Raw genomic sequence first — 26542 nt, 5'->3', positions numbered from 1 at the left:
GATAGGCGCACAAACTCCATTCATCTATTCCGCATGGTGGAACCACGTCCCATTTTATTAGACATGTGGAGTCGGTTCCGGTATACCTGTGTCCGGTCGTAAACGAAGAAATTCGAACCCAATCAATAATAAAACGAACCCAAGGGACACCGTATGTCTTTCAACCCTCGAACGCTTCTGCTGGGGCTGGCCCTGATTGTGGTCGGCGGCTTCCTGGCCAACCAGATACAAACCTCGTCCGGAGACGTGGACGTCAGCACCGTGCGCTTTGCCGGCAATAACGGGGTGGTCACGCATGCCCGGCTCTATGTGCCCGATGGCGTCTCCAACGAGAACCCGGCCCCGGGCATCGTCGCCATTCACGGCTACATCAATTCCAACGAGACCCAGTCCGGGTTTGCCATCGAGTTCGCACGGCGCGGCTATGTCGTGCTGGCGCCCGATCAGACCGGTCACGGTTACTCGGATCCGCCCGCCTTCGCCAACGGCTTTGGCGGTATGGACGCCCTGGCCTATATGCGTACGCTGCCGTTTGTCGATGCCGACAACATCGGTCTGGAAGGCCACTCCATGGGCGGGTGGTCGTCGCTGATCGCGGCGTCGGTGATGCCGGACGGCTATCAATCCATTGTCATTGAAGGCTCGTCCACCGGTACCTTCGGAGCCCCCGAAGGTACCCCGACCTGGCCGCGCAATGTCGCGGTGGTGTTTTCCAAATACGATGAGTTTTCCCAACTGATGTGGGGCGTGGAGGTTCCATCCGACATCACCGGGACCGACAAGCTGAAGACGCTGTTCAACACCGATGAGCTCGTCGAGCCCGGTCGTCTCTACGGAGACATTGACGCCGGCACCGCGCGAATCCTGTATCAGCCGCCGGTGACCCACCCGGGGGATCACCTGTCGACCCGGGCGATCGGTCACGCCATCGATTGGTTCGACCGAACGCTTGAGGGCGGCGAGCCACTACCGGCCGAAAACCAGGTCTGGATGTGGAAAGAACTCGGCACCCTGCTGTCCCTGATCGGTATGGTGATTCTGATTCCGTCCGTCATTACCGGCCTAGTCCACAGTGCGCCGTTCCGGTTAATAACCGGAACACCGGCGACGCCCAAATCGCTGACCGGTGGTGGCTGGTGGCTCGGGGCGGCGGTCTTTATCGCGCTGCCCGTGGTGACGTTATTCCCGTTCAAAGGTTTGAGTGAAGCCTGGGGGTGGTCGGCCAGCGCCTGGCTGCCACAGAACATCACCACCCAGGTCATGGTCTGGGCAGTGGGCGTGGGTATCGTAGCGGCGATCCTGTTTGCGCTGTGGCATGTCCTGTTGAACAAGAAAGCCGGCGCCACGGCACGCGATTATGGCCTGGCCGACGCCGCCGGGTTTTCACCGGCCCTGATTTTGAAATCTCTGGGGCTGGCGCTGGCCGTCGTGGGCGTGTTGTATTCACTCTTGCTGGCAACGGTGTACCTGTTCGATACCGACTTCCGGTTCTGGGTGTTCGCCATGAAACCGCTGAGCGCGCTTCAGTTGCGCATCGCCCTCAGCTACGTCGTGCCGTTCTGCCTGTTCTTCACGGTGGTGGCGGTACTGTTGCATGGCCAATTGCGCCAAAGCCACTGGAGTTTCCGGCGTGAATTGTTCGTCAACTGGATCCTATTGGTCATCGGCTATGTGTTGTTGCTGTTGTTCCAGTACATCCCCCTGTTCCTGGGCGGCAGTATGACCATTGCGTCGGAACCTTTGTGGACCATCATCGCGTTCCAATTCCTGCCGTTGATGACCATCGCCGCGATCGTGTTTACCGTGGCGTATCGGGCGACCGGTACGGTCTATACCGGCGCCTTTATCAATGGGCTCTTGGTGACGGGCATCGTCGTCGCCAGCCAGGCCACACATTACGGGTTCTGACCCGTCCCCGGGGCCGCTGTGCGGCCCCGTCTTCCCGGCTGGCGGCCCGGTGGGTGTAGGGGTACAATTCGGCCAACTTTACTTATCGGTTTGACGGTCCATGACAGCAGAAGACCCAAAGTCCTCCGGACAGGTGACCGCCCTGGTGCGAGGCCTTTCCATACTGCGATCATTCTCCCGGGACTCAACGGAACTCAGCAACGGCGACCTGGCCCGACTCACTGGCCTGGCCAAGTCGACCGTGTCACGCCTCACCCATACCCTGACCGAGCAAGGCTTTCTGACTTCCGGCGTAAACAACGACCGCTACCGTCTGGGGCCGGGCGTATTGGGGCTGGGTTTTCAGTACCTCGCCCATTCCGGTATCCAGCAGTTCGCGGCACCTCACATGCAAGCGCTGGCCAATGCGGTTGGGTGTTCCATTGCCCTGGGCGTCGCCGATGGCGACAGCGTCATGTATCAATATGTCGCCAACTGCGGCAACCCATACGGCCTGAGACTCACGTCGGGTGACCGATTGCCACTGTTGCAAACGGCGATGGGGCGGGTATTGGTTGCAATGCATGCCCGGGAAGAACGCCCGCTCGATGTATCCGTCGACGCCCAGCCGACGGTTGAGCGCAGTCTGGCGGATCTGGATCGACTCGGCGCTTGTCTGTCATTGGGCGAGTGGAAGCCGGAAATACACGCCATCGCGGTACCGATTTACCCGATACCGGGTGGGCCGATCATGGCGCTGAACTGTGGCGGGAGTTCGGTCACGCTGCCCCAGGTCAAACTGGAAGTCGAGATATTGCCCCAATTGAAGGACACCGCCTTGACCATCGAAGCCATGTTGAAATCAGCTCCTTGATTGAGCCACCCTTATACCAAACCGCTTACAAGTCGAACGTTACCTTTCTGTCCAACCTGATCCGGTAAACCTTGCTGTATTCCATCACATCATTTCCTTCCGCGGATCCCTGTTGACCGTCGTCATCCAGAATGAACACGTTTAGCCGCTGATAGTTGCGTCATATTCAGGAAACTCCCCCGGGAGTCCGGTACCATCCCGTCGCCGCCAATCAGGCAAACCCTGTGGCCCAGACAAAAACAAAAGGAGGAAGTACACCCTTGAACGCCCTCAAATCCCTCGCACTTACCCTGGCTGTGTTGGCCGGAACACTGCCTGGCGTCGTCAACGCCGGCGACCGTTTAATCAGCTGTGTCGATCATTCCTGGTACCCCTTTACCTTTCTGGCGTCCTACAAAGGCGGAGGTCTGTATGTGGACATGTTCCACGAGGCCGGCGAACGCCTCGACCTGACCACCCGGGCGCGAGCGGTGCCCTGGGGACGCTGTATGGAGTACATCCACAGCGGCGAGGCCGATGCCGTTATCGGTATTTCCTTCAAGGAGGAGCGTACCTCCTTCCTGCATTATCCGACCCGGACGGATGGCTCGCCCGACTACGACTACCGGCTGAACACGCTGGACTACGTCGTGGTCACCCTGGCCGACCAGAACTACCAGTATCAGGGCGACCCGAACACGATACCGCAACCGGTACGGGTGCCGAACGGCTACAGCGTCGGAGGAGCCCTGGCGGAGGAAGGCCTGGATGTGGACACCAGCGCCCGAAACGACCGTGCCAACCTGATCAATCTGGTCACCGCCGGCAATGGCAGTGCCGTTATGCTGCGCCAGTTGGCCCACGTCATGGCCGAAAAAGAGTTCTTTGCCGGAAAACTGTCGATCAGCGAGATGCCGTATCAGTCCCGTCGCTATTTCATGGCCTTTTCCAAACAGACCGATTTCAGTGAGGAAGAGCGCTGGGCCGTCTGGAACGAACTGAAGAACGTTCGTAATGACAGAACCTTGATGAACACTTTTCTGGATGCTTACAGCGGGAAGTAAACCCGCGAATGCGCCGGGTACTCACCCGGCGCTTGTCTTCTGCAGCGCATAGCCGCCCCTGTTTAGGTTAACGAGTATCCGGAGCGTTGTGGATTCAGTCCCAATCGGGTGCGAAGTCCGGGTTCGCAATCCGCTGACCGCGTGCCAGTCCGTCGATGCGTGCCATCTCGTCGTCGCTGAGCTGTACGTCGAAGGCCTTCAGGTTGCTCTCGATGTGGTGCCGTTTGGTGGAGGAAGGAATGGTGACGATGCCCTGTTGATGCACCCAGGCCAGCGATACCTGAGCGGCCGTCAGGCTATGCGCCTCGCCAATGGCTTGCAGTGTCGGGTCGTCATTCACCGCGCCGACCGCCAGAGGCATATAGCCCGTGATGGTTAATCCGTTCGCTTTGCCGTGTTCAACCACGGAGCGGTTAGGCAGAAAGGGGTGTACTTCAACCTGGTTGGTCAGCAGCACGTCCGGCCCCAGGATCGAGATCGCTTCATCCAACTGTGCGTTGGTGAAATTCGACACGCCAATGTGGCGCGTCAGGCCCGCATCCTGGGCCGCCTTCAGTTCGCCCAGGTATTCCGCCATCGGTACCTCGTTGTCCGGTGATGGCCAATGACACAGCAGCAGGTCGACGTAGTCCGTCTGCAGCCGTTTCAGACTGTCTTTCACGCTGTTCTGAAAATCCGCCTGGCGGTAATAGTCCATCCACACCTTGGTGGTCAGAAAAATGTCTTCCCGCGCCACCGGACTGTTGGCAATGGCCTGTCCAACATCGGATTCGTTATCGTAAATCTGAGCGGTATCGATGTGCCGGTAGCCGAGGTCCAGCGCATCCCCTACGGCTTTGCGAACCACCTCGTCTTTCAGGCGAAACGTGCCAAAGCCGGGTTGGGGCAGGGTATTGAAACTCATGCAGTTCGCTCCTGTATTTGTGAAATTGGTTACAAATACAAAAACTTGGGGCGGATTCCGTCATTTAAAGCATCCCGCCGAACCCAGGTTGAATGGGCACGATCAGGCCAATCCAGTGGGATCGCTCGAACGTATCCTCCATTACCCGTCTGATTCGCAATCAGCCTGATCCTGATGGCCGATCGGCGTTAGAGGCGGCATGAAACCAGGAAGGTGACCGAGATCAATGCGATGGACGCCAGTCGGTCTATAGTTAAGAACGGTGCCGCACGTCAACCAGAGGTGAACATGCTGAGAGGGTTGCTGTCCAGTCAGGATCCTGGCGAGCTGCGCGAGGTCATCAATTACCTCGGGATTGCGGCATTTATCGTCGACGTAACGCCCGATCGGGAATTTCACCTCTCGGCCATCAACGAAACCCATGAGCAAATGACCGGACTGCGCCATGAGGATGTTGCGGGGCGCACACTGGACTCGATATTGGATTCCGAAACAGCGAAACGGGTCAAGGAAAACTACAGCCGATGCATCCGTGAAGGTGCCGCGATCCAGTATGAAGAGTTGCTCGACCTGCCGGTAGGGGAAAAGTATTGGCGAACCACACTGGTGCCGTTTTATAACGTCGAAGGCAGAGTATTTCGCATACTCGGTACGGCTTACGAGATCAGCGATGCGGTTCGTTTAAAGCTTCAAACACGCTACCAATCCACCTTGATGAGCGTTTATCTCGATGAATCTCCGGACGGCATCCTGGTCGTCGACGCCAACAACGAGATAAAAACCTGGAATCGTCGTTTCCTGGAAATGTGGGATATTCCGGAGGACATCTTGCAGGCAGGCGATGGGCGCAGTGCCCTTGAAGCCGTGCGAAATCAGGTCGAAAACCCGGATGAGTTCGTTGAACGAATTATGGAACTCTATCGGCACCTCGACCAGGAAGAGAGGAGTTATCGCATCGATCTGAAGAACGGCAATGTCCTTGAGCGTTATTCAAGAGGCTTGCGCGATGAAACGGGTCGGTACTGGGGGCGCATCTGGTTTTATCGGGATGTGACCGAACACGAGCGGCTGACGGAACAACTCAACTACATGGCCCGTACCGACCCGCTTACCGAAACGGCCAATCGCCGAGCGTTCATGGAGGAACTCAGTGACGAGATTCAGCGCAGTAGACGGTACCGGCATCCACTTACATTGCTCGCTTTGGATGTCGATCACTTCAAATCCGTCAATGACCGTTTCGGCCATGTCATGGGAGATACCGTATTGCGAATGCTGGCGGACACTGTCCGCTCGCAATTGCGCGACACGGATTTCTTTGCGCGTATGGGCGGTGAAGAATTCACCGTATTGCTGCCGGAGACGGAGTTAAAAACAGGGGCCCGATTGGCAGAGAGGCTGCGACAGAGTATCGAGGCCGTTCGAATGGCGTCAGACGACGCTGAGTTTCAGATTTCAACAAGCGTCGGTGTGGCTGAACTGGCCGACGCGGAAGAGCCGGATGGCCTGCTCAATCGAGCCGATCGCGCCCTCTACGCGGCAAAAGCCTCCGGACGAAATCGGGTGACCTGCGCCGACTGAGAACCGCCCGGTGTATTCAAGTGTGACCAGCCCGCGGGTTACACTGTGCGGTGACTTTCAACCGATGGATCTCGCCAATGTCTTCATCCTCGCTCGATACTTACCGGGAGGTGTCCAACCGCTGTGCATACCGCGTTAACCGGCACCGCCCCGAGTCCGTCAAGGAATCCCTTCAGCGTTTGGCGGATTCGACCGACCCGAATGAATCCACGGACAACTACGGCACCGGTGCCCTCATCGAACAATTCGAGCGGGATGTGGCAACGATGTTGGGGAAGGAAGCCGCGGTGTTTATGCCCAGTGGCACCCAGGCGCAGCCCATTGCCCTGCGCATCTGGGCGGACCGAGCCGGCCGTGACTACGTCGCCCTGCCTCCAACCAGCCATGTGACCCTGTATGAACACAACAGCTACCAGGTATTGTATGGGCTTAAGGGCGTGACGATGGGCGCCCCCCATACGGTCCCCCAACTGACAGACCTGCGAAATGCGGCTCGCGACCCGCTGGCCGCCATTCTGCTGGAACTGCCCATGCGTGAAATCGGCGGCCAACTGCCGAAGTGGGACGATCTGGTCGAACAGAGCCAATGGGCCCGCTCACGGGGCATCAAGCTGCATATGGACGGGGCTCGGCTCTGGCAGTGCCCGGCCGCCTATGACAAGTCACTGGACGAAATCGCCGGTTTGTTCGATTCCGTCTATGTCAGCTTCTACAAGGATCTGGGGGGTATTGCCGGTGCCGTTCTGGCGGGCGACCGGGATTTCATCGACAGCGCCCGGGTATGGCAGCGACGAGCCGGTGGCACCCTGTACGCGCTGTATCCCTATGTTATCGCCGCCCGCGCCGGGCTGGATCGACATCGGCCGGCCATGCCCGAACGCCACGAGCAGGCCCGCTGGCTGGCCCGCGAGCTGAACCGGATTCCCGGGCTGTCCACCTGGCCGCGTGAACCCCACACCGCCATGTTCCGGCTCCGGTTTGAATGCCAGCCGGATCAGTGGCTGGATCGAGCGGCCGACTGGATGCGAACGCATGACGTCTCGATCATTCCGCCGCCGTATCAGGTGGACGAGGGCGTCATCTTCAGTGAGATCAGCCTGGGCGATGCGTTCGGTATGTTGAGCCGTGAGCAGTGGTCGCACTGGATCGAGCGGTTCAGCGAGGATCTGGCGTCGTCGGCCTCCTGAGAATGGGGTCGCTCGTTTGGGGGGTTGTGGGGCCCCTCCTTGGAGGATAGGCTTTTTGTTCGATCCGAACCCCCAACCACAAGGAGTGGCCCTTCATGAAGTACCGTCTCTGTGCTCTGCTGTTCACCCTCGTCGGACTGACCGGCTGTGCGTCCATAGACCCGGTCGGCGCGCTGAATTCAGCCACGACCTCGGCCGGTGAAGCCGCCGGCAAGGTCGTCGGTGAAGCCATTGGCCAGGCCATTGTGCGTCGGTATTCACCGCAATTCACCCAGTGGTACGCCGGTTACTTGACCCGAATGGCATTCAATGCCCAGGGGTATTCCGTGGAAACCGCAGGGCGAGACTATCAACCCGGTGAATACACCGAGTGGGCGGTGGTTTCCGAAGATGAAAACGTACCGACCAACCGGATGAAACGGGCGTTGCTGCACCGCAAGGCGAACGGTGAGGAATGGTGGCAGGTGGTGTACCACGACAACGCCAGTGATGACGTGATCGTTATGGAGGCGCTGTTTACCGAGAACCGGCAGAAGATGTTGCGCATGCGCGCCCAGTTCCCGGACGACGAGGAACCCCAGGAGCTGCCGGTGGCCGAACAGAACTATCAGGCGCCCGTGGTCCTCTCCGAGGAAAGCATCGCCGGCGCGACCGAAGGCCGTGAGACCATCCGGGTACCGGCCGGGACCTTTGAGGCCACCCGCGTACGTTTTGGCGGCGGAACCACCGCCGGCCAGCTCTGGTGGCTGAGCGACCGGGTTCCGGGCGGTGTGGTCAAGCATCAGGTGTCGGTCTCGAACGGTGAAGACACCGGGGAGGATGTCGAAAAGCTGCCCACCGAGAACTACACCATCGAGCTTCAGGATTACGGCAGCGGTGCCCGCAGTCAGTTGGGTATCGATGTCTGATTCACCGGCACTTGAAGCACCCGAGTCCGCCGTCGTGGCGGGCTCCGGTTACCTGACCTCACTTCCCGACCGACTCCCGACCCGATGCCCTGGATGACCGTGATTGTCGGCAGCCTGTGTCTGCTGGCGCTGATGTCCATACTCTACTCGACGCTTCGCACCAGCGTCCCGCCCATGCCCAGTTCAGGACGGTCCAGGCGAGCACTGCTGGACTGCCTGTCGGACACCGTGCCCGAAGCTCCCGCTGTCACCCTGGTTGACCTCGGTTCCGGCTGGGGCAGCCTGGTGATCGCCATGGCACGACGTTTCCCCCGGCACCGGGTCGAGGGCTACGAGCTGTCCTGGCTGCCCTGGATGGTCAGTCGGCTCTTGAAAGCCGTACTGAGACTGGACAACCTCACACTCCACCGAGGTGATTTCCTTAAAGCGGACCTGCGCCATGCCCGGGTTCTGGTCTGCTACCTGAACCCGACGCAGATGGCCCGTTTATGTGAGCGGTTCGACGCATCCGCGGGTTGGGCCGGCACGCTGTTCAGCGTCGGTTTCGCCATGCCCGGTGCCCGGGCCGAGCGCACCGTACGCGTCAACGAACTCTACAACACGCCCATCTACCAATACCGTCTGGGTCATGGTTGATCGGTGGTCGCGACGGTACAATGCGCCGTCGCCCTCCCGTTCAGAAAAGATGATGTCATGATGATCGCCAATGCCCTGGGTCCGGTTTTTCTGTTGATCGTGATCGGTGCTTTCCTGAATCGGATCAACCTTCCGGGTACGGATTATTGGCCGGGCATCGAGCGTCTTACCTACTACGTGTTGTTTCCCGCTTTGCTGATTCATCGTTTGGCGCTGGCGGAGTTCTCCCTGGGTTCACTGGGGGCTCTATCGGCGGTGGTTATGGTGTCTTTGCTGCTGGTGACCGGTCTGATGGCCTTGCTTTACCGGTTTCTGCGATTCAACGGGGCCAGCATGACGTCGCTGTATCAGGGTGCGATTCGGTTCAACACTTACATCGGCCTGGCCGTGGCTTCCGCACTCTTCGGCGAGGCGGGTGTCGCCCAGGCGGCTCTGGCGTTGGGGATCATGATTCCGCTGGTCAATGTGGGCTGTGTGCTGATCTTCGCCTGGTGGGTTGGCGAGGAAGGAGTGAACGGTCGTGCCGTTTTCATCGGGCTGATCACCAACCCGTTGATTCTGGCCTGTGCGATAGGCTTGTTATTGAACGCCACGCTCATCGGATTACCGGGATGGTCCGCGCCAACCCTGCAGTTGTTAGGGTCAGCCGCCTTACCCCTGGGTTTGTTGGCGGTCGGGTCGGCGCTGAATGTCAAAGCACTGGGGCATGACTGGGGACCGGTTCTGATGTCCAGTACGCTGAAGTTTCTGGTGATGCCGGCCACGCTCTGGGCGGTTGCGGTGATGGTCGGGCTATCGACGCTGCAGCAACAGATCCTGGTGCTGATCGGGTGCCTGCCCACGGCGTCGTCGGCCTACATTCTGGCCCGGCAGTTGGGGGGCGACGCTTCTCTGATGGCCACGCTGATTACCGCCCAGACCCTGCTCGCCTTTGCCGTGCTGCCGCTTTGGATGATGGTTGTGGTCGGGGGCTGACACAGCACTCGATTCGAGTGGTTGGACCTCCAGGGTGATGCGTTGGCGGAATAGCGATCAGCGTGTTCCAAATCTCCCATGCCTCTTGTAAGACATTTCCTACACGTCGTGTCAGTCAGCACCAATAAGTGAACGGTGTCACAAACCGACACGGCTCTGAGCGGCCCGTATCATGCGGTGTTGTTGCATCGGATGCGACTGAAGCGGCCACTTTGATTGGATTTAAGCCAAACAAGACTCTTCCAATCCCCTATACTTTGCCCTGTTCACGATGAACGCAGACGGAAAAGCCCAGACGCCAGGAAGGCAGGCCAGCGGAAGCGCCGAGGACATCGCGAAAGCGACGCAGCACGGACGCTGGCAACCACGGAAGGCAGGACGGCGAGGAACCGATACCCGGACAGGTATTTTACAGCGGTACAGGACGTACCGGCATCAGGATGATGCGATCAGGACGATACCCGATTTTCAGAGAGGGGCAGCCACGGCTGCCCCTTTTTCGTATGTGGCGAACTGTTCGGCGGATGCCACTGCTTCCGCCAATGACGACAACCACTTGATCGCTGAAATCGGGTGTGATGCTCATCGAAAGGCCTTCTCGTGAGTCTTGCGACGCCGTTGCCAAAACGGCTGATCCAGCCATTGTGTCTCCCGGCTGTACTGTAGCAGCCATTCCCTGAGGAAGCGTTCGATCCCCGAATTCGCCCGATCCGCATAGGCTTCGGCCGGTGCAAGGCTGTGCTGTTCCAGCCAGCCCAGAATCGCCGGTCTGGCGGCCAGAGTGTCCCCCAGCGCATTGGCGATACCGGCGGACGCAAGTGGGTCGAATGCCGCCATCGCATCGCCGACCGCGATCCAGCCGGGGCCGACCGGTTGCGTCAGGAAGCCGCTGTGGGCGGCGAAAGCCACAGGGTCGATTGAGGCCGCATCACTCGGAGGGAGCCAGCGTTTCAGTTCCACGCTGTGCCGCCAGAGATGCCTGAGTGTTTCGGAGTCCCGCAGATTGTGCTGGCGGATCAGATCGGCGTCCGACATCAGTGAAACCACCCCCTGGCCATTGGGCAAACAGGTCGCGTACCACCAGCCTTCCGCACAGGATTCCACCATGGACAGGCCGCTGAGTGCGGTGCCATCGGGCACCGTCCAGGCCAGGGCTGTCAGGGTGTCGATGCGTTTGCGTTCAGCGCCGAGCTGACGGGCGAGGGCACTGTGGCGACCGCTGGCGTCCACCAGGTAGCGGCAGCGGACTCTGTGGGTCCGCTGCTCTTGTTGCACCATCAATTGCCACTGGTCCGCTTCGAATGTCAGGTGTTCCAACTTGGCCGGCCGCATTGTTGTTGCGCCACGATCGGCCGCCTGATCACGCAGATCCCGATCGAACCGGGCCCGATCCAGATGCCAGCCGTGTCCGGTGGCGCGGTGCAGGAAATCGTCGTATCGACGCTCGCCTCCCCAGCGCGACAGATTGGCCTGATAGGGTGTGTGGCCAAGGTCGGCCAGGTTGTCCGAACAGCCCAGCAAGCGCAGCTTGGTCGCCACATCGGGTGCGGCGGATTCACCAATGCTGAAAGGACGGGGCTTGGGGTTGTCGATCAACACGATGCGGTCGACCCCGGCCCCGAGCAGGGCCAGGGCCGTGGCGGAACCGGCCGGGCCGGCTCCGACAATCACGACGTCACACTCAGTCATCGCTGTTGAACGGCCTGGGCAGGGTCCGGGCCACTTCGACAAAGCGTTGTTCGCCGTCGATCTCCTTACCCATGACAAACCCCAGTTTGGACCAGTATTCCACCATCTGGGTGTCGTCCGCGAAGGAGATGAAGTCATCCCGCGTCTGGTCGAACCCGGTGCCGACCCAGGGATACTGGTTCGGGGTTTGCTGACTGGGTGTCGGCAGGTCCGACGCGGTGCCGGCGGCCAGTTTCATGAACGCTTCGTTGTCCGGCTGCGGTTCCTTTTCCAGATAGACAAACTCCGGCCGTTGCGCCGGCCACCACCACAGCACCCGGTCACCAATCGGTTGCGACGAACACTCGTTGAAGTCCGCCTGCCAGGGAATGGCCATGTAGCGCGTCAGGTCGCCGGGCTCCATGGCTTCGGGGGTGAAACCCAGGTTCAGGGGACCTTCGGTGGGTTCGGCGGCGTTGATGCGCAGCGGATCGTCATCCCGATAGATGGCGCGGTCGCGCGAGATCCAGGTAAGTTCGATACCGGGCGAAAAAGCGCCGCCCACACAGTTGTCCAGCACGCTGCGGGTCAGCGCTTGCGGTGCGGGCGTTTGCGGCGTTTCGTTCACAAAGTGGCCCGCGGCCCATTGCTGCAGGAAGAAGTACTGGGTATCGGTCAGGCGCAGATAGTTGGACACCAGCGTGCCTTCCTTCAGACAGTTGTCCCCGGCCAGATAGGGCATCATCGTGGAGCCCCGCTTCGAGATCAGGGTGTTTTCCTGGTTGGGCGGCCGCAGGATGTCGAGAATCCAGTTGCGCAAACCCAGAAAACCGTCTTCGTTACCACCCGGCACAGTGCCCAGCCCGTCCATATCGAAGCTGTGGGCTTTGGGCGGAATGGCGGCCACCCAGGTGTAGGTCGCGGCGCGTTCCAGCAGAGGTTTGATCTCGGTCTGGAAGTTGGGCCGATAACCCTGGGCCCCGCTGTGCCAGTAGCCGTTTTCGCAGATGGACGGGTAATGACCGGCCCGGACGGCGCTGTCGAAGATGGTGTCCCACAGGGTCACCAGGTTGGCCAGTTCCGGAGCGTACGACGGCGGTGCCACGGAAACCCAGGCGGCATCCACGGTGTCGACCTGACCGTTGTCCCATTCGATCTGCGCGCGCACCGGGCCGTCGCCGGTGTCGTCCCACCAACCGTCGTTATTGGCGTATTGCTGGATGGTGGCGGCCGGGTCCCGCGTACCGGAAACGCCCAGCCCGCCGAGTACCAGCAAGCGACCGTCGGTGTCGGTACGCAGTTCACCCAGGGTGTCGATGCTGTCCTTGTTCGGGTAGAGCGTGCCTTCCGGGAAATGCGCACCGGTGTAGCCGTTCGGGACCGATTCCCGATCCATGGCGACGGGGCCGGCCCCGGCTCCGGTGATGGTCCGGGGGCCGGGATCGATCATCAATTTGCGGCGATCGTCGCCTTTCACGCTCGCGTTGCGCAGCGGGTGCGTGCTGCTGTAGCCCCGCTCGCCTTCGTTGGTGGCGAATTCGTACCAACTGGCTTTTTTGTTGGCCATGTGGACCGTCCAGGTGATGGACTTCACGCCGGCGGTGTTCAGCGTGATTTCGTTGTTGTCGTCGTCGTAAATACGAAAACGAGCCGCCTGTCGGCAGAGTCGGCCCTGGGCGTCCCGAAAGCCCTTTTCGGTGATGGTGGCTCCTTCCACGGTCGTCGGCAGTCCACGATAGGTTTCGGGACCGATGTAAAAATCCGTGGGGGCGTTGCCCACACGGGCAATGCCAATGGGCGGAAAAACTTTATAGTGAGACATGGTGAATTCCCTTCGTCTTAGAGCGAGTTCAAACCCAGTTGTTCGGACAGGGTCGCCACTTCGACGCTGTTCTTGTGCGCCTCGTGCAGCAGTGAACGAACCGTGGTGTCGGCGCGGCTACCGGTATAGCCGGTGAGGATGTGTTCGAGCTCCCGAGCCAGTGTGTCGGGACTCACCGACCCGCCATCGAGACTGCGCCAGCCGGGGGCAGCGTTGGGGCCGACCGAACCGTCGCCGTCTCGAAGTGCCGGTGTTTGCATCAGCGAACGGGCCAGGTGAGGCAGCACGCCATGCATGATGCTCAGCACCACGTTGAAGTAGGGGTCGGGCGCATCGGCCGAGAACGACTTTTCGAAGGCGTGCAGCATCAGGGTGTAACACAGATCAAACACCCAGGACAGTTGCTGGGCCTGCGGGTTGGTGTAGTCGTCCTGATTGGGGTTGGAGATCACCGGATAGGTGGCCGGAAAATCTTTCGGGCTGTTGGCCACACTGCGAAACTTCATGAAGTGGCTCAGTTCATAGGGCGTACCGATGATGGGGCCGTAGGTGCCATCGGTACGGTGGCCGTAGTGATTGTAACTGCCGTATTGTTCGAGGGGGTTCATCGGCGCCTGCGGCGGAACCGTGCCTTCCCCTTGTTGAATAATTTCCTGCACCGCCAGCTTGAAGCTTTCCATATCCACGACCGGCTCGACGTTGCCCCCGAACTTGCCCAGATAAATGTCGGTCCGCTGGCGTCCGGGGCCGTCGGTGGTGAAGGGGTTTCCGTCATAGGACTCGACAGCATTCACCAACGCCGAATACAACTGCGCGATGCTGTCGTAGTTGTCACCCTGTGCCGGCGCTCCGAATGCCGCCGGTGTCTCGATGGCTTCATAGACATTCCTGAACACGTCCGGGCTGGCTCGATAGAGGCCCAGATAGGGCGTTGTATCCGGGTTGGCCTGGGGCAAATAACCCGGAAACACCGGTACGGCATCGCCGGTGAATTTGGGCACGCCCCCCAGAGCGACAATGATGTTCGCCGCCTGATTGACGTGGAACATTTCCTCCATCACAACACTGCGCAGCGTTTGGTAGGCGTAGCTGCCGGTGTCCGAAATGGAGTAAAGGCCGCTGAGGTAGGTGGGGACCGTGGTGAATTCCACTTGCAGCGCCAGTTGGGCGGCGTCCTGAAGGTCCTTTCGGGTCGGGCCGGCTTGCAGACGGCTGAACAGCCCTGCGGGGGCCGCGACCGTTTCGGTGGTCGACATAGTATCCATCTCCTTGTGAGGCGAGCGCCGGGATCGGGTACGGCGCTCAACCTATGATTGCTCGGAAAGTCAGGCTTTTTTCCTTAGCGTGTTCACCTGAATATGAGGCCAGCGTGTGGTGCCGCCATCGGTACCAAACTGGAATTCGAAGAACTGGATCTGTTCATACTGCAGTTGCAGAACCTCTTTCCCGTTTTCCTCGATGGTCTCGATCCAGAGCCGGAACTGCATTTCGCGTATCGGCGTAAAACGCTGAACAAAGGGTGTGTTCAACACACCGCCCTGGGCACCGCCCGGTTCGCGGGTCTGCATGTTGAGCAGGGTATGGCTTTTGACCGTCTGCTTGTTCAGAACGTCGCGCAGTTTCAGATCCGGCCGGACCGAATAGGGGTACAGCTCGTGCGCCAGAATCCGTTGGGTGTAGGTGCGGTTACCGCTTGGGTCCCGATCGGGCAGACTTTTGTCGTGTACCCAGTCCGGGGCGGGTTCGTCCAGGTTGATGGGGTTCGATGGCGAGGCTCCGGCGCCTCCCATGCTGGGGGAGATGGCCAGGTGCGCCGGGTCCCAGGTGGCGTCGCCGGTCGGAAATATTGGCGCGCCGGGTTGCGGCTCTGAACTCTTGCCGAACAGCAGGATGGTACTGCCGTGCGGAATGGTACCACTGCGGGACACCTGATAGGCCGGAACATACTGCGGGCCGTTGGACCCATCGCCGGCGGACAGTTCCGGGAAACCGATGTCGGTCATGATGGATTCATCATCGGCCGGGTGGTTGTACACATCGTTGAGCCACAGGTACATGCCGTTCTCGGCGTGCAGCAAGGTGCCCTTCAGGTCGTTGATCTTCTGCGAGTACTCCACCGCACCGCAAAACTGTTCGTTGGTGCCTCCGCGGTTACGCACACCGCCGGGAACCAGGTTGAACGTCAGTTCTTCGGTGTAGTTTTCACACAGAAAGTGAAATTTGCCGGGAATGGTTTCGGAATTGGAACCGGGAGAGGGCATGCAGGTGGTGTGAATGCCCCAGCCCTGGGTGGTGTTGTCCGGGTTGTGATTGACCCAGGTTCCTTGCAGTTGTTCAAGTACTCCATAGTCCGCAGGCAGGTCGAGTACATGCGGGGTATAGCGCGGATAGTTATCCGTCATGGATCTCTCCTTGTTGTTTCTTTTTTGGTTTTAAGTGCGATTGGAAGGTTGCACGGTCGTCGAGCGAGGCAGATCCTGTGCCGGAAGTGCTCGACGAAATACTCATGACGACGCACCCAAGAGTGCATCGGGTGGTTTACAGGTCGGCAAGTCTCCTTATGGTGGGTGTTTCCGGGAGCATAGTTCAACTTGTAAGAACCACCAAATTGAATGGAATGCCGCTGACAGCCAGGCACAGAACCGTTGTGACCGATACGTGAGTCGGTTGTACTGGGACATTGGATATAAGAAGGGAGGTTCAGGAACGAATTGAGAGCGACTCAACCAAAAGGGGAAGGGCGGATGAATGGAACATCCGACTCGAGGCCATCAAAACCGTTCCTGAAGGGGAATCCCCACAGTGCTGGTTGACTGGAAGTGGGCGACGACGAGGGGCTTGATTACACAGCGGACCAACCACATGGCCTTTGGTCAACAAGCGTATTGATGGGTCGCCACAGTCTTCCAGCTACGTTAGCGTGGGGAGTAGGTGTCAGGTTCAGTCGTCACCGGCATCCGGAACGTAGGCGCCGTCTTCATCGTGCACTTCCCGACCGGTAACCGGAGGGTTGAACGCACAGATCAGGCGCATGTCTTCGGTGCCGCCGCGCAATGTGTGCGGATCGTTCTTGTCCAAGGCATACAAGGTGCCATCGGTGATTTCATGGGTTTCACCGGTGGTTTTGTCGTAAATACTGCCGTTGCCAGCAACACAGTAGACAGCTTCAAGGTGATGCTTGTACCACAGGTTGAGCTCCGCGCCCGCCGGAATGATGGTTTCATGGAAAGAAAACCCCATGCCATCTTTTTTCAGCAGCATCCGTCGGCTGGTCCATCCAGGACCGCTCACTTCGCGTTCCGTGCCGATGATGTCCTGAACTCGTACGATTTTCATGTTGTTTTCCTCATAAAGTGTTGACGTTAAAGACCACACCGACTTTTCGGGTACTGCTGTTCGCATGTCGCCCAAGCCAACGGTGCCCGGATCGACCCGATCGGATCGGTTCCGACCGGCGTAGTGGTGCGGGTATTTTGCCAGCCAGACGAGCTTGTATAAACCTTGACAATGGTAGCTGAAGCAGTGGCAATGTACAGGTGCACAGTGTTCAACCCACCTGTTCGGCCCGTCAGTCGGTTTCCTCGGCGCTCACATGGCAGCCTGTTCGATATTGGTCTACCTTGTGCTTGGATCGGTCGGGTTTACTCCTTTGTACGCTGACGACCGGATAACAGTGCATACACAGAGCTGCAGGGAAACCCACACACAATTCAGCGGCGCATAAAAAGAGCTCTTGACGCCACTCTCCCGCCTTGCGGAACACACGGCTTATAGGTATGCCGGTGTTTACTCGCTACCTACGCAGCCTCTGGAACGCCCTGTTCCCGACCGAAGAGGTTCATCGGGCCATATACCTGGCCCGGGACAGGTGGGCATTAGGACTATCATCCTTCTGTCTTGCCTACGCATTGATGTCTGGCGCAGACACTATCAGCGTCAGCTGCCAATGCAACGGATTAGGAGAACAAGGTATGTCGAAAGATTTCGAACAACCCAAATCCACGGATCTGTCGGGCTGGGTCGACCAAACGCTCGATTCCGTGCGCGGAACCGAAACCCCCAAAGACCCGAACAAGGGCTACATCGCCTTGCTGGGATGGAGCTTGAATGCTGTCAAAGCGGCTCAAAAGTTTGACCGCCGTTATGTCGTGGTGGCACCTGACTGGGCCGCTGATTTCTGCGAAGCGAACAACATCCCCTTCATTCAGTGGGACTTTGTGCGCCTGAATGACCGCTCGATGGAGATCGCCGAACGGCTGAAAGCCGAAGGCGTAGATGCGGCCATTCCTCTGTTTGAAGAAACCGTGGAATGGTCCGGTGCCATCAATTCGGTGCTTATGGACAACCCGCGAATGTACGGCCAGTCCATCTTGTTCCGGGACAAAGCCCTGATGAAACGTCGCGCTCAATTGGGCGGCATTCGCGTCGGGATTTTCGAGGAAGCACACGAGAAAGAAGACGTCGTGCGGTTTATGAAGCGTGTTAACCAGACATTGCTCAAACTCGACGGCGACCCCGATGACCCGATTCACGTCAAGGCCTTCGACAAGGCGGGCTGTCTCGGACACCGGATGATTCGCAAGATCGAAGAGATCGACAACATCCCGGACGAAGAGTACCCGCTGTTAATGGAAAGCCATCTGGATGGGTGGGAATTCGCCGTCGAAGCCTGGATTCACAACGGCAAGATCAAGTTCCTGAACATCTCCGAGTATGTGACTCTGGGCTATTCCGTCTTTGTACCGGCCACCGATGAGTTGGAAAGCTGGCGTCCGGCGATCACCCAGCAAATCGAGAAGCTGATCAAAACCTTCGACATCCAGTTTGGATTGATCCACCCGGAATACTTCGTCACCGCCGACGGTGAGATGTACTTCGGTGAGGTGGCTTATCGTCCACCCGGGTTCAAGGCCTTCGAGCTGATTGAACGGGCCTATGGGTTCAGCCCCTACCAGGCTTCCATGCTGGTCTTCGACCCCAAGAGCACCCAGGAAGAGGTGGATGCGTTCTTCCCGAAAGAAGTGGAAGGCGCCAAGGGCTATGCCGGCTGCTTCGGGGTTTACCCGCGCCGCCGTGTGGTCAGCAAACTGGAAATGCCCAAAGAGACCATCGAGCATCCGTATTTCGATTTTCACGAACTGGTACCTCCGGAAAAGGAAACCGTGCCGGAACGGTCTGCCTTTGGCACGCATTGGGGTTTGGTATTCTTCTACGGAGACGATCCGATCAAGATGCGGGATCTGCTCAAAGCGCAGGAGGAGTTGGACTTTTACGTCTAGGTTTTTACGTCTAGGTTTTCGAGGGTGCGGTGGTCAATACCATTGGCCTCCGCACTCGTTGACCGTTCAGTTCTCGCTATGGCTTCCGGGTTATTGGCCCATACCACTGGAAAGCCACAGATAGGCACCGAATCCCACCCAACTGACGACTAAGAGCATCCATGGCAACCAGGCCATTCCGGCAGTCTGTGCAGGTGGTTCTTTAACCGCCTCTTCAGTCTCCGCTTGCCGCTCGGCCGCCTGTTGCTGCTGTTCCTTCTTGTTCATTTTATCACGCTCGCGCGCCTTGGCTTTTTGCTGCTTTTTGTACTCGGCGATGCCTTTCTCGATGCCCTGGCGGATGGCCTTGGTTTGTTCCTTGGTCTGGCCCGGGCGTTTGGTGCCGCTGGCGATGCGCTCGGCTTCCGCCTGCACTTCGGGAGAGACTTTGTTCGACATGGTGTGGCCCTGCGTTATCTGACGTCTTCAGCATTGTGACGCACCGATGCCCGGGCGTAAAACCATCGGTCGCCACAGCCCGGTTTCGTCACTTGAGCAACCGGACCTTCACCTTCCGTCCCTTTACTTTTCCATCCATCAACCGCTGCAGCGCCGCCTTTCCGATCTCCCGGCTGACCGCCACATAGGAGCGGAGCGGGAAAATGTCGATCTTACCGATTTGCTCGGCCCTGAAACCCGCCTCGCCGGTCAGGGCGCCCAACAGGTCACCCGGGCGGATCTTGTTTTTCTTACCGCCGTCGATGCAGAGCGTGACCATGGGCGGTTGCATAACGCCGGTGCCCGGATCCGGCAGTTGTCCGGCCTCGCCCCAATGGGCCGTTTCACCCAGTAATGCCTGGATGCGGTTGACGCGGTGGCCTTCCGCCGGGGTGACCAGACTGACCGCGACGCCTTCCTGGCCGGCGCGGCCGGTGCGACCGATCCGGTGTATGTAGACTTCCGGGTCCTGGGGCGGTTCGAAGTTGATGACCAGATCGAGCGCTTTGATGTCCAGGCCGCGGGCGGCGACATCGGTGGCGACGAGGTTGGCGCAGCTTTTGTTGGCGAAACGGATCAGCACCTGATCGCGGTCCCGTTGTTCGAGGTCGCCATGCAGGGCCAGAGCGCTGTAGCCGTCGTCGCTGAGTCGATCGGCCAGGTCCTGGCAGTCTTTCTTGGTGTGGCAGAAGATGACGGTGGATTCCGCTTGGTGATGGGCTAAAAGACGCTCGACCAACGGGTATTTATCCGCCCGATCCTCCACTTCATAGAAGAACTGCTGGATCTGGTTCTTCGGGTGCAGGCTTTCGACGCTCACCTCGGCCGGCTCACGAAGATAGTGGGCCGCCAACTGAGCGATCTGATCCGGGTAGGTTGCTGAAAACAACAGCGTCTGCCGCTCGCTCGGGCATTCGCCAATGATGGCCTGAATGGCGTCGGTGAAGCCCATATCGAGCATTCGGTCGGCTTCATCCAGGACCAGGGTGGAGACGTCCTCCAGTTTCAAGGTGCCCTTGCGCAGGTGCTCTTGAATACGGCCAGGCGTGCCGACCACGATGTGGGCGCCGTGCTCTAGCGAGCCCACTTGCGGGCCCAGGGGCATGCCGCCGCAAAGGGTCAGGATTTTCACATTGTGGGTGGCCCGGGCCAGGCGACGCAGCTCTTTGGCCACCTGGTCCGCCAGCTCCCGGGTGGGGCAGAGCACCAAGGCTTGCACCCGGTAGTTGTCCACCCGCAGGTGATGCAGCAACCCCACTCCGAACGCGGCGGTTTTACCGCTGCCGGTCTTGGCCTTGGCGATCAGATCCCGGCCTTCAAGGATCAGCGGCAGGGCTTCGGCCTGGATGGGCGTCATTTCGGTGTAATTCAGGGTTTCAAGATTCCCCAGCATGTCGGCGGACAGCGGGAGAGAGTTAAACGATGACGGCACAAATGGCCTCTTGATAGGAAGGATAGAGGGGGATTCTATCGCATTTTCAGGCGGAAGGCGGCACGGCCTCGCTGCTGAATGCGACCAAGGGTTGGGAAGCCCAGCCGTCCTGCGACCCAAGAAGTTGGTCGGTCGTCCAGGTACCGGCTGTACAGTCGAGATAGCTGACATGATTTATTCGACCAGTCTGTAGCTTTACTAATTGCCCGGTCTGGCTGCCATAGCTTGAAGGTAGCGTGCTGATAGTTTTAATAAATAAACATTTATATTTATAAAATTGGCGGGCTGTGTACTCTACCCCGATGAACGGACCTTAAGAGACCACAGCATGAACACAACAAAGAACGAAAGATACATTGCCATCGTGTATTTCAGTGCCAATGGCACCACGGCTGCCATGGCTGGCCAGGTCGCGGAGGGAGCGGGACAGGTGGACGGCACCCGGGTCCGGCAAATAGCGATTCAGGGGAAGGATATTGTGGAAGGCCGCTATCGCAACCCGGAGACCTACCGAGTTTTGGACCAAATGGACGCCATTGTCTTCGGTTCGCCGACTTACATGGGCGGCCCGGCGGCACAGTTCAAAGCCTTTGCCGATGGCATTTCCGGGCCGCGATATTCGGAGCAGTTGTGGCGCGGCAAGCTGGCGGCCGGCCTGACGATTGGCGGCTGCCCGAATGGCGACCAATCGGCCTCGCTCAGCTACATGAGCATAATGGCCAGTCAGCTAGGCATGATCTGGATGAACCTGGACGTTGCCTGTGGTCACCACCCGGATGGTTTGAACCGATTGGGCAGTCATTTGGGGCTGACCGCACAACCGGATGGTACCGATGTAAATGCATTAGATCTGGATACCGCCTGCTACTTTGGTCAGCAATTGGCTGAAACAGTTCATCGCTTTAAGAGGGTGTCAGAGTGGTGACTACAGAATCTGTATTGGTTTCAATTGTGGTGTTGTGTTAATCGGGTAAAGGGAGTGTCAGTGTCGGTACTTCATATCCATTTCCACCGGACAGGGCGCCTCCCCAAGTTGTTACGCTACCATCGGCTTGCAGTGCTGCAAAAGCACTGTCGTTCGAGAATACTCTCGTAACCTTAGAAAGGCTATTTAATGCGGTTTCTTCTTTCATACCCAGTGAACTGGTGCTCATACGGACTACAGTTCCGTCTGATTTCAGGCCTACGAAGGTGTCCTCTGTTGCGGTTATTGATGCGATGTCCGCAATATCGGGACTTTGACTGCTATCCATCAGTAGATAGTCGTTACCCCAAATGACGACGGATCCATCCTCTTTCAGAGCCGCAAATGACTCCTCGCTACTGTATATGGTCGCTACATCATCCAACCTGGAGCGGACTGTATTGCTATCACCACCATGGTAGTTACTACCCCAGGACACTACAGAGCCGTCATTCTTCAAAGCAGCGAAAGCTCCAGAAGTAGAGAATAGCTCAACGACTCCATTGAGTTTGTTGGCGACACTTGAGCTGTCACCTCCGTATAGTTCATGTCCCCATGTCACAACCGATCCATCTGTTGTCAAGGCCGCAAAAGCGCTTTCTGTACTTTGAATAGACGCTACGTTGGACAGTGTTGAAGAGACAGAGCTGCTGTTGCCACCACTGTATTTCAGTCCCCATGTTTGGACACTGCCATCCTTCATTAACGCAGCAAAAGCCAAGCGGGTGCTGTAAATCCTGTAGACATCAAACAGATAGGTGGGAGGCTGGATATAGTTGTATGTATCGTACCCCCAGCTCACCACTTCGCCATTTGATCGAATCGCGACAAAGGTATTGTGATTTGAATAAACTGAATCGACATTAGTCAGTTTTTCTGAAACGGCGCTGCTATTGCTTTCTGTAGAATCCCCCCAGGTGATCACCGTTCCATCATCTTTCAGTGCGGCAAACGCCTGGCTGGTAGATTGAATCGATACGATATTGGTTAAATTTACTGTGCTTGCTGGAACTACATTGTTCCAAGGGTGTCTGTTGGACCAAGAAACGGCAGTGTTATCTGTTTTAACAACAGCAAACCCAATGTCGTTGCTGTATACGGATTTTACGTGGGAAATCTCCTCATCAACACCGTAAGGGAATCCTCCAGAGCGTCTGTTTCCCCAGATTGCCAGGTATCCTCCCGAAGTGGTTGCCGCGAATGCACCCGTTGTACTGGCTATGTCGGTGATAACATCATGGTAGTAAGTCACCTGTTTTGTATCACTGAATTCACCATCGTTGTTGTACACGGTTGCGCGTATGGTCAGTGTTTTTGAAAGTTGATCAACCGTTGGTGAGTAGGAATGGCCGTTGGAAACAGGATCGTCGATCCCCTCAATAAACCACTGGTATCGAGTCTTACTCTGATCGCAGTGAATGCATTGAGAGTCGACTACCAGTGGTTCCTCTGAAGTGATGTTCTTGACTAAACCCAACTCCGTGATTTCAGGTTTATTTCCACCGGTGTTGCTGGAACTGCAAGCGATAATCTGGAGCACGATTAAGGTGAGCCACAATCGTCGGAAGTACGGCATTATTGTTCCCTGTTGAATGACAGTGATGATGGTATTCACTGCAATAGGCAATCATCGACTACCATTTCTTTGTTATTAACGGCTTTAGTGAGAGTATTGTAAGAGCTATAGCTTTAATGTTGAAGACGGTTTCTTCGCCACATTTCACTTGAGGAATCCTTTGCTTCAGCAGACCTGGACTGTTCGTCGCAGGTAAAGGCGTCGGCGTGTATGACGCGCCAAGGCGTCCACGCCTATGTTCAATACGGCGCTAGCGGCGAGCAGTAGCACGGCTCGGTCGAAGCGGAATTCGGCGAAGGCGGAGTCTATGAAAAAGCCGATGGTGGGGATGCCGAGCATGCCCAGGATGGCGGTTTCGCGGATGACGGTTTCGAAGCGGTAGAGGGAGAAGGCTAAGAACAGCCGGAACTGCCTGGGCAGCACTTCGAAGAAGTATCGGTTCATGCCTCGGGCGGCGTCTTCGCGCAGGATGAGGGTGTTGCTGTATTGGCCGATCAGGTGGCCGATGATGGCGCCGTTGTGCAGTCCGAGCGCGATGATTGCTGGCAGCATGCTGGGGCCGAGCAGTATCAGGGCGATAAAGGCGAGCAGGTATTCGGGCAGGGAACGCAGCACCACCAGCACGCCGTGGCCCGCGCCGCGTGTCCAGCGGTTGCCGAACAGCTTTGATACCGCAGGGAAGAGGATCACGCCGAGCAGACCCATCACCACCAGCGAGAGCATGGCCAGCACCAGGGTGTTGATCAGCCCAGGCCACAACTGGCCGTGCCACAGGTCCATCAGCCAGGGCAGTGCGTCCGTGCCGCTGCGCAGCGGCGCGGGCACGATGTCGTGCGTCAGGAATTGCCAGATCAGGGTGCCGTTCACCGGGGCGACCGGGGGCAACCACCAGACGGCGGCCAGCAGCAGCGCGGGTATCAGCCAGCCCCGGCACCAGCGGTGCTGGGTGGCTATTAATAACAGGAGGGCGTAGAAAAACGGCGCCGCCTCGGCGTAGAAGCCCTGCCGTAGCAGACTTTCCAGATGGTAGCCCAGTGTCGGCAGGCCGATGAAGCCGAGCACGGCGGAGCTGCGTATGCCGCATTCCAGCCGGTAGCGGGTGTAGGCGGCCATGTGCGGCCAGGCCTGGGGCAGGGTGGTGAACACCAGGCTCGACAGGCGACTGGTTTGGGTCGGCAATGCCCGGCGTGGCGCCGGGTCGGTCTCTTCGAACAGTTCGCCGTACACCTTGGCGAATATCCCGGCGTAGGGCACGGCAATGGCCAGTACACCCGCCAGGGCGCTCAGCCCGAACAACTGAATGAACAGCAACGCCCAGAACAGTTCGTGCACCGCACGCAGCGAGGCGGCGAACCAGCGCACCGCGCGCAGCCGGTACAGCAACGCCAGGCCGAAACCGGCCGCGGCACCCAACGCTACGCCCTGAAAGGCGAAGGCCAGGGTGCTGGCGATGGCCTCGCCCAGAGTGCGGACCGTGGGCCATTGCGGCCACAGAAGGCCTTGCGCCAGGCGGCCCAGTTCCCGGCCGGGGGCCAGTGTATGCACGGCGATGTCGGCCCAGGGCAGACACAGCAGCGCCAGCACAATGAACAGGCCGGTGGTGCGCCGCAGGGCGCCGGTGTCACGGGGCAGCGCGCGTGCGGTCATGAGGCGTCCGCAGGGTAGAGCGGTTTAATCTCGGCCGGGGTCAGTTGGTCGGCTGGGCGGTCAAACGCCACGCGTCCGTCCCGCAGGCCGATGATGCGGTTGCAGTGCGTCAGCGCCTGGTCGACGTTGTGCAGGGCGAGCACGACGGTCTCGTGTTGTTCGCACACCAGCCCGAGCAGGTCCGCGCCCTGACGTTCGTCGACGCTGGAGACCGGCTCGTCGCCAATGAACACCGGCCGTTCCTGATACAAGGCCCGGCCGAGGTTCACACGGCTCTGCTGTCCGCCGGAGAGCCGTTCCACCGGTGTCCACAACCGTTCGCCCAGGCCCAGCCGGTCGGCCAGCTTGGCAAGGTCGTGGCGGCGGGCCGCCGTGGGGCGGATCAGGTTCAGCAGATTGTAGGCCGTGGCATACCGGTCGAGCCGGCCCATGTAGAGGTTGTGAAAGACGGAGAGCACCGGCACCAAGCCGGGCTGTTGCGGGCACCAGGCCACCCGGTCCGGGTGTTGGTCGCGCAAAGCCCGCAGTAGAGTGGTCTTGCCCGCGCCGGACTCGCCGAGCAGCGCCACCCGCTCGCCCGGACGAATCGTCAAATCCAGGTCGTGCAGGATGGGGCGACCGTCAACGGCGAGAGCAGCCTGCTGGAGCCGGAAGCCAGTCACTGGGCGTCCATGATGCCGATGGTGACTGCCGTGCGCTCGATCGGCGCATAGTCCGCGTTCTCGGCGGGGATGAAACCGCTGCGCGGAAAGGCGGCGAGCAGGTCCGGGTCGGTCATGTTCAACAGGGCTTGCTGGACGCGTTGGGTGAAGCCGTCGCCGAAGCGGGCGTCGGCGTCGCCGCGAAGGGTCCATTGATAGTCCGGGTACGCCGGAGTCTCCCAAATCACCTGCACGGCGTCGGTGTCCACCTCGCCGGCCTCGACTTCGGCTTCCCAGACGGCGTAGTTCACCGCGCCTATGTCATAGGCACCGGACTCGACCAGGGCGATGGTCCGGGAATGGTCGCCGGAAAAACCGACACGGCTGAACAGCTGCTCCGGAGCCTGTCCGAACTGTTCGCGCAGGTAGTATTCCGGCATCAGCCGACCAGAGGTGGAGCCCTTGGAACCGAAAGTAAAGCTCCTGTCGCGCAGGGCGTCGGTCAGGGTATCGGTCGGTTCCAGGCCGGTGCTCTCGTGGGCGACAAAGTAGGTCTTGAAGGCGGTGTCTTCCTCGCCCTGGGCGATGGCCTGGCTACCGGGGACGAGCTGTCGGGCCTGTACGCCGGTCAGGCCGCCGAACCAGGCCATTTGCACCTGGTTGTTGCGAAAGGCGCTGACGGCGGCCGGGTAGCTCTTCACCGGGATGTAGTCGACGTCCACGCCCAACTCGTCGGCCAGGTAGTCGGCCACTTTGCCGAAACGTTCGTTGAGGCGGCGCTCGTCCTGGTCCGGAATGGCGGTGAATACGAAGGTGTCGGCCCAGGCGGGCAGGGCGGTGGAACAGGTGGCCACCAGGGCGGTGGCGATCCATGAGCGGAGTGTCATCACGGGGTCCTTTTACGGTATGGAAGTGTTTGTTTCAATCGGCGGCGGAGTATATCAAAAGTGGGAGATCGATTGATGTTTGACCCAGCGCAACCGATTTTACTGGAACTGCGTTAGACTGGTCTGACTTAAACGATTAACCCCCAACAACAGG

22 protein-coding genes are annotated in these 26542 nt (G+C 59.0%); 10 read left to right on the top strand and 12 right to left on the bottom strand.

What is annotated here, in order from left to right; all coding sequences use genetic code 11:
- The first annotated feature begins 153 nt into the window (after positions 1–153).
- The 3 genes from IE111_RS00770 to IE111_RS00760 all read left to right on the top strand — a co-directional run bounded on the left by IE111_RS00770 (position 154) and on the right by IE111_RS00760 (position 3804).
- Positions 154–1908 carry an alpha/beta hydrolase family protein gene (locus tag IE111_RS00770; RefSeq protein ID WP_189606585.1) on the top strand — a complete coding sequence of 585 codons (1755 nt, stop codon included), beginning with the start codon at positions 154–156 and terminating at the stop codon, positions 1906–1908.
- A 100-nt stretch (positions 1909–2008) separates the two neighbouring features.
- Entirely contained in the window at positions 2009–2761 is a 753-nt protein-coding gene (locus tag IE111_RS00765; protein ID WP_189606584.1) for an IclR family transcriptional regulator, read from the top strand.
- Positions 2762–3021: 260 nt separating this feature from the next.
- Complete coding sequence (locus IE111_RS00760; RefSeq protein ID WP_189606583.1) at positions 3022–3804, top strand: transporter substrate-binding domain-containing protein; 783 nt, start codon at positions 3022–3024, stop codon at positions 3802–3804.
- Positions 3805–3898: 94 nt separating this feature from the next.
- Here IE111_RS00760 and dkgB read toward each other — a convergent pair whose 3' ends face one another.
- On the bottom strand, positions 3899–4708 hold the full coding sequence (dkgB, locus tag IE111_RS00755) for a 2,5-didehydrogluconate reductase DkgB (RefSeq protein ID WP_189606582.1): 810 nt from the start codon (positions 4706–4708) through the stop codon (positions 3899–3901).
- Positions 4709–4921: 213 nt separating this feature from the next.
- On the opposite strand from dkgB, the gene IE111_RS00750 reads away from it, so the two are divergent.
- From IE111_RS00750 to IE111_RS00730, 5 genes are all read left to right on the top strand, one after another.
- Positions 4922–6289 (top strand): sensor domain-containing diguanylate cyclase, encoded by a 1368-nt coding sequence (locus tag IE111_RS00750; protein ID WP_189606581.1) that lies wholly within the window; start codon positions 4922–4924, stop codon positions 6287–6289.
- Between the two features lie 77 nt (positions 6290–6366).
- Complete coding sequence (locus tag IE111_RS00745) at positions 6367–7476, top strand: threonine aldolase family protein (RefSeq protein ID WP_189606580.1); 1110 nt, start codon at positions 6367–6369, stop codon at positions 7474–7476.
- A gap of 95 nt (positions 7477–7571) precedes the next feature.
- Positions 7572–8384, top strand: coding sequence for a hypothetical protein (locus IE111_RS00740; RefSeq protein WP_189606579.1), 813 nt, complete (start codon positions 7572–7574; stop codon positions 8382–8384).
- A gap of 93 nt (positions 8385–8477) precedes the next feature.
- Positions 8478–9020: a class I SAM-dependent methyltransferase gene (locus IE111_RS00735; protein WP_189606578.1), complete on the top strand. Its 543-nt coding sequence runs from the start codon at positions 8478–8480 to the stop codon at positions 9018–9020.
- A 57-nt stretch (positions 9021–9077) separates the two neighbouring features.
- Complete coding sequence (locus tag IE111_RS00730) at positions 9078–9995, top strand: AEC family transporter (RefSeq protein ID WP_189606577.1); 918 nt, start codon at positions 9078–9080, stop codon at positions 9993–9995.
- Between the two features lie 582 nt (positions 9996–10577).
- On the opposite strand, the gene IE111_RS00725 is transcribed toward IE111_RS00730, so the two are convergent.
- From IE111_RS00725 to IE111_RS00705, 5 genes are all read right to left on the bottom strand, one after another.
- Positions 10578–11684, bottom strand: a complete 1107-nt coding sequence (locus IE111_RS00725; protein ID WP_189606576.1) for an NAD(P)/FAD-dependent oxidoreductase — start codon at positions 11682–11684, stop codon at positions 10578–10580.
- Entirely contained in the window at positions 11677–13485 is a 1809-nt protein-coding gene (locus tag IE111_RS00720) for a LodA/GoxA family CTQ-dependent oxidase (RefSeq protein ID WP_189606575.1), read from the bottom strand. The genes IE111_RS00725 and IE111_RS00720 overlap by 8 nt, the downstream gene beginning before the upstream one ends.
- Positions 13486–13502: 17 nt before the next feature.
- Entirely contained in the window at positions 13503–14741 is a 1239-nt protein-coding gene (locus IE111_RS00715; RefSeq protein WP_189606574.1) for a ferritin-like domain-containing protein, read from the bottom strand.
- A 69-nt stretch (positions 14742–14810) separates the two neighbouring features.
- The gene (locus IE111_RS00710; protein ID WP_189606573.1) at positions 14811–15887 is read right to left on the bottom strand and encodes a peroxidase, FMP-type; all 1077 of its coding nucleotides are present in this window, start codon (positions 15885–15887) and stop codon (positions 14811–14813) included.
- A 538-nt stretch (positions 15888–16425) separates the two neighbouring features.
- A complete protein-coding gene (locus IE111_RS00705; protein WP_189606572.1) occupies positions 16426–16821 on the bottom strand; it encodes an ectoine synthase in 396 nt (131 codons plus the stop codon).
- A gap of 635 nt (positions 16822–17456) precedes the next feature.
- Between IE111_RS00705 and IE111_RS00700 the strand changes: the two genes are divergently transcribed.
- Complete coding sequence (locus tag IE111_RS00700) at positions 17457–18764, top strand: ATP-grasp domain-containing protein (RefSeq protein WP_189606571.1); 1308 nt, start codon at positions 17457–17459, stop codon at positions 18762–18764.
- Positions 18765–18854: 90 nt separating this feature from the next.
- On the opposite strand, the gene IE111_RS00695 is transcribed toward IE111_RS00700, so the two are convergent.
- On the bottom strand, positions 18855–19202 hold the full coding sequence (locus tag IE111_RS00695) for a DUF2956 domain-containing protein (RefSeq protein ID WP_189606570.1): 348 nt from the start codon (positions 19200–19202) through the stop codon (positions 18855–18857).
- Between the two features lie 88 nt (positions 19203–19290).
- Positions 19291–20673 (bottom strand): ATP-dependent RNA helicase DbpA, encoded by a 1383-nt coding sequence (dbpA, locus tag IE111_RS00690; RefSeq protein WP_229805080.1) that lies wholly within the window; start codon positions 20671–20673, stop codon positions 19291–19293.
- 328 nt (positions 20674–21001) lie between these two features.
- Between dbpA and IE111_RS00685 the strand changes: the two genes are divergently transcribed.
- Positions 21002–21598: a flavodoxin family protein gene (locus tag IE111_RS00685; RefSeq protein ID WP_189606568.1), complete on the top strand. Its 597-nt coding sequence runs from the start codon at positions 21002–21004 to the stop codon at positions 21596–21598.
- A gap of 37 nt (positions 21599–21635) precedes the next feature.
- On the opposite strand, the gene IE111_RS00680 is transcribed toward IE111_RS00685, so the two are convergent.
- The 4 genes from IE111_RS00680 to IE111_RS00665 all read right to left on the bottom strand — a co-directional run bounded on the left by IE111_RS00680 (position 21636) and on the right by IE111_RS00665 (position 26388).
- The gene (locus IE111_RS00680; RefSeq protein ID WP_189606567.1) at positions 21636–23252 is read right to left on the bottom strand and encodes an RCC1 domain-containing protein; all 1617 of its coding nucleotides are present in this window, start codon (positions 23250–23252) and stop codon (positions 21636–21638) included.
- Positions 23253–23378: 126 nt separating this feature from the next.
- On the bottom strand, positions 23379–24860 hold the full coding sequence (locus IE111_RS00675) for a PhnE/PtxC family ABC transporter permease (RefSeq protein WP_189606566.1): 1482 nt from the start codon (positions 24858–24860) through the stop codon (positions 23379–23381).
- On the bottom strand, positions 24857–25522 hold the full coding sequence (locus tag IE111_RS00670; RefSeq protein WP_189606565.1) for an ATP-binding cassette domain-containing protein: 666 nt from the start codon (positions 25520–25522) through the stop codon (positions 24857–24859). Before IE111_RS00670 ends, IE111_RS00675 begins: the two co-directional genes overlap by 4 nt.
- Positions 25519–26388, bottom strand: a complete 870-nt coding sequence (locus IE111_RS00665) for a putative selenate ABC transporter substrate-binding protein (RefSeq protein ID WP_189606564.1) — start codon at positions 26386–26388, stop codon at positions 25519–25521. The genes IE111_RS00670 and IE111_RS00665 overlap by 4 nt, the downstream gene beginning before the upstream one ends.
- Positions 26389–26542 lie beyond the last annotated feature (154 nt).

The organism is Saccharospirillum salsuginis (assembly GCF_014651855.1).
GTDB lineage: Bacteria > Pseudomonadota > Gammaproteobacteria > Pseudomonadales > Natronospirillaceae > Saccharospirillum > Saccharospirillum salsuginis.
This window is presented reverse-complemented; position numbering and strand designations above follow the sequence as displayed.

Excerpts from the sequence above, each read along its gene's own strand:
- IE111_RS00770 (WP_189606585.1), top strand. The coding sequence starts at position 154 with ATGTCTTTCAACCCTCGAACGCTTCTGCTGGGGCTGGCCCTGATTGTG.
- IE111_RS00765 (WP_189606584.1), top strand. The coding sequence starts at position 2,009 with ATGACAGCAGAAGACCCAAAGTCCTCCGGACAGGTGACCGCCCTGGTG.
- dkgB (WP_189606582.1), bottom strand. The coding sequence starts at position 4,708 with ATGAGTTTCAATACCCTGCCCCAACCCGGCTTTGGCACGTTTCGCCTG.
- IE111_RS00745 (WP_189606580.1), top strand. The coding sequence starts at position 6,367 with ATGTCTTCATCCTCGCTCGATACTTACCGGGAGGTGTCCAACCGCTGT.
- IE111_RS00740 (WP_189606579.1), top strand. The coding sequence starts at position 7,572 with ATGAAGTACCGTCTCTGTGCTCTGCTGTTCACCCTCGTCGGACTGACC.
- IE111_RS00735 (WP_189606578.1), top strand. The coding sequence starts at position 8,478 with ATGACCGTGATTGTCGGCAGCCTGTGTCTGCTGGCGCTGATGTCCATA.
- IE111_RS00730 (WP_189606577.1), top strand. The coding sequence starts at position 9,078 with ATGATGATCGCCAATGCCCTGGGTCCGGTTTTTCTGTTGATCGTGATC.
- IE111_RS00725 (WP_189606576.1), bottom strand. The coding sequence starts at position 11,684 with ATGACTGAGTGTGACGTCGTGATTGTCGGAGCCGGCCCGGCCGGTTCC.
- IE111_RS00720 (WP_189606575.1), bottom strand. The coding sequence starts at position 13,485 with ATGTCTCACTATAAAGTTTTTCCGCCCATTGGCATTGCCCGTGTGGGC.
- IE111_RS00715 (WP_189606574.1), bottom strand. The coding sequence starts at position 14,741 with ATGTCGACCACCGAAACGGTCGCGGCCCCCGCAGGGCTGTTCAGCCGT.
- IE111_RS00710 (WP_189606573.1), bottom strand. The coding sequence starts at position 15,887 with ATGACGGATAACTATCCGCGCTATACCCCGCATGTACTCGACCTGCCT.
- IE111_RS00705 (WP_189606572.1), bottom strand. The coding sequence starts at position 16,821 with ATGAAAATCGTACGAGTTCAGGACATCATCGGCACGGAACGCGAAGTG.
- IE111_RS00700 (WP_189606571.1), top strand. The coding sequence starts at position 17,457 with ATGTCGAAAGATTTCGAACAACCCAAATCCACGGATCTGTCGGGCTGG.
- IE111_RS00695 (WP_189606570.1), bottom strand. The coding sequence starts at position 19,202 with ATGTCGAACAAAGTCTCTCCCGAAGTGCAGGCGGAAGCCGAGCGCATC.
- IE111_RS00685 (WP_189606568.1), top strand. The coding sequence starts at position 21,002 with ATGAACACAACAAAGAACGAAAGATACATTGCCATCGTGTATTTCAGT.
- IE111_RS00675 (WP_189606566.1), bottom strand. The coding sequence starts at position 24,860 with ATGACCGCACGCGCGCTGCCCCGTGACACCGGCGCCCTGCGGCGCACC.
- IE111_RS00665 (WP_189606564.1), bottom strand. The coding sequence starts at position 26,388 with ATGACACTCCGCTCATGGATCGCCACCGCCCTGGTGGCCACCTGTTCC.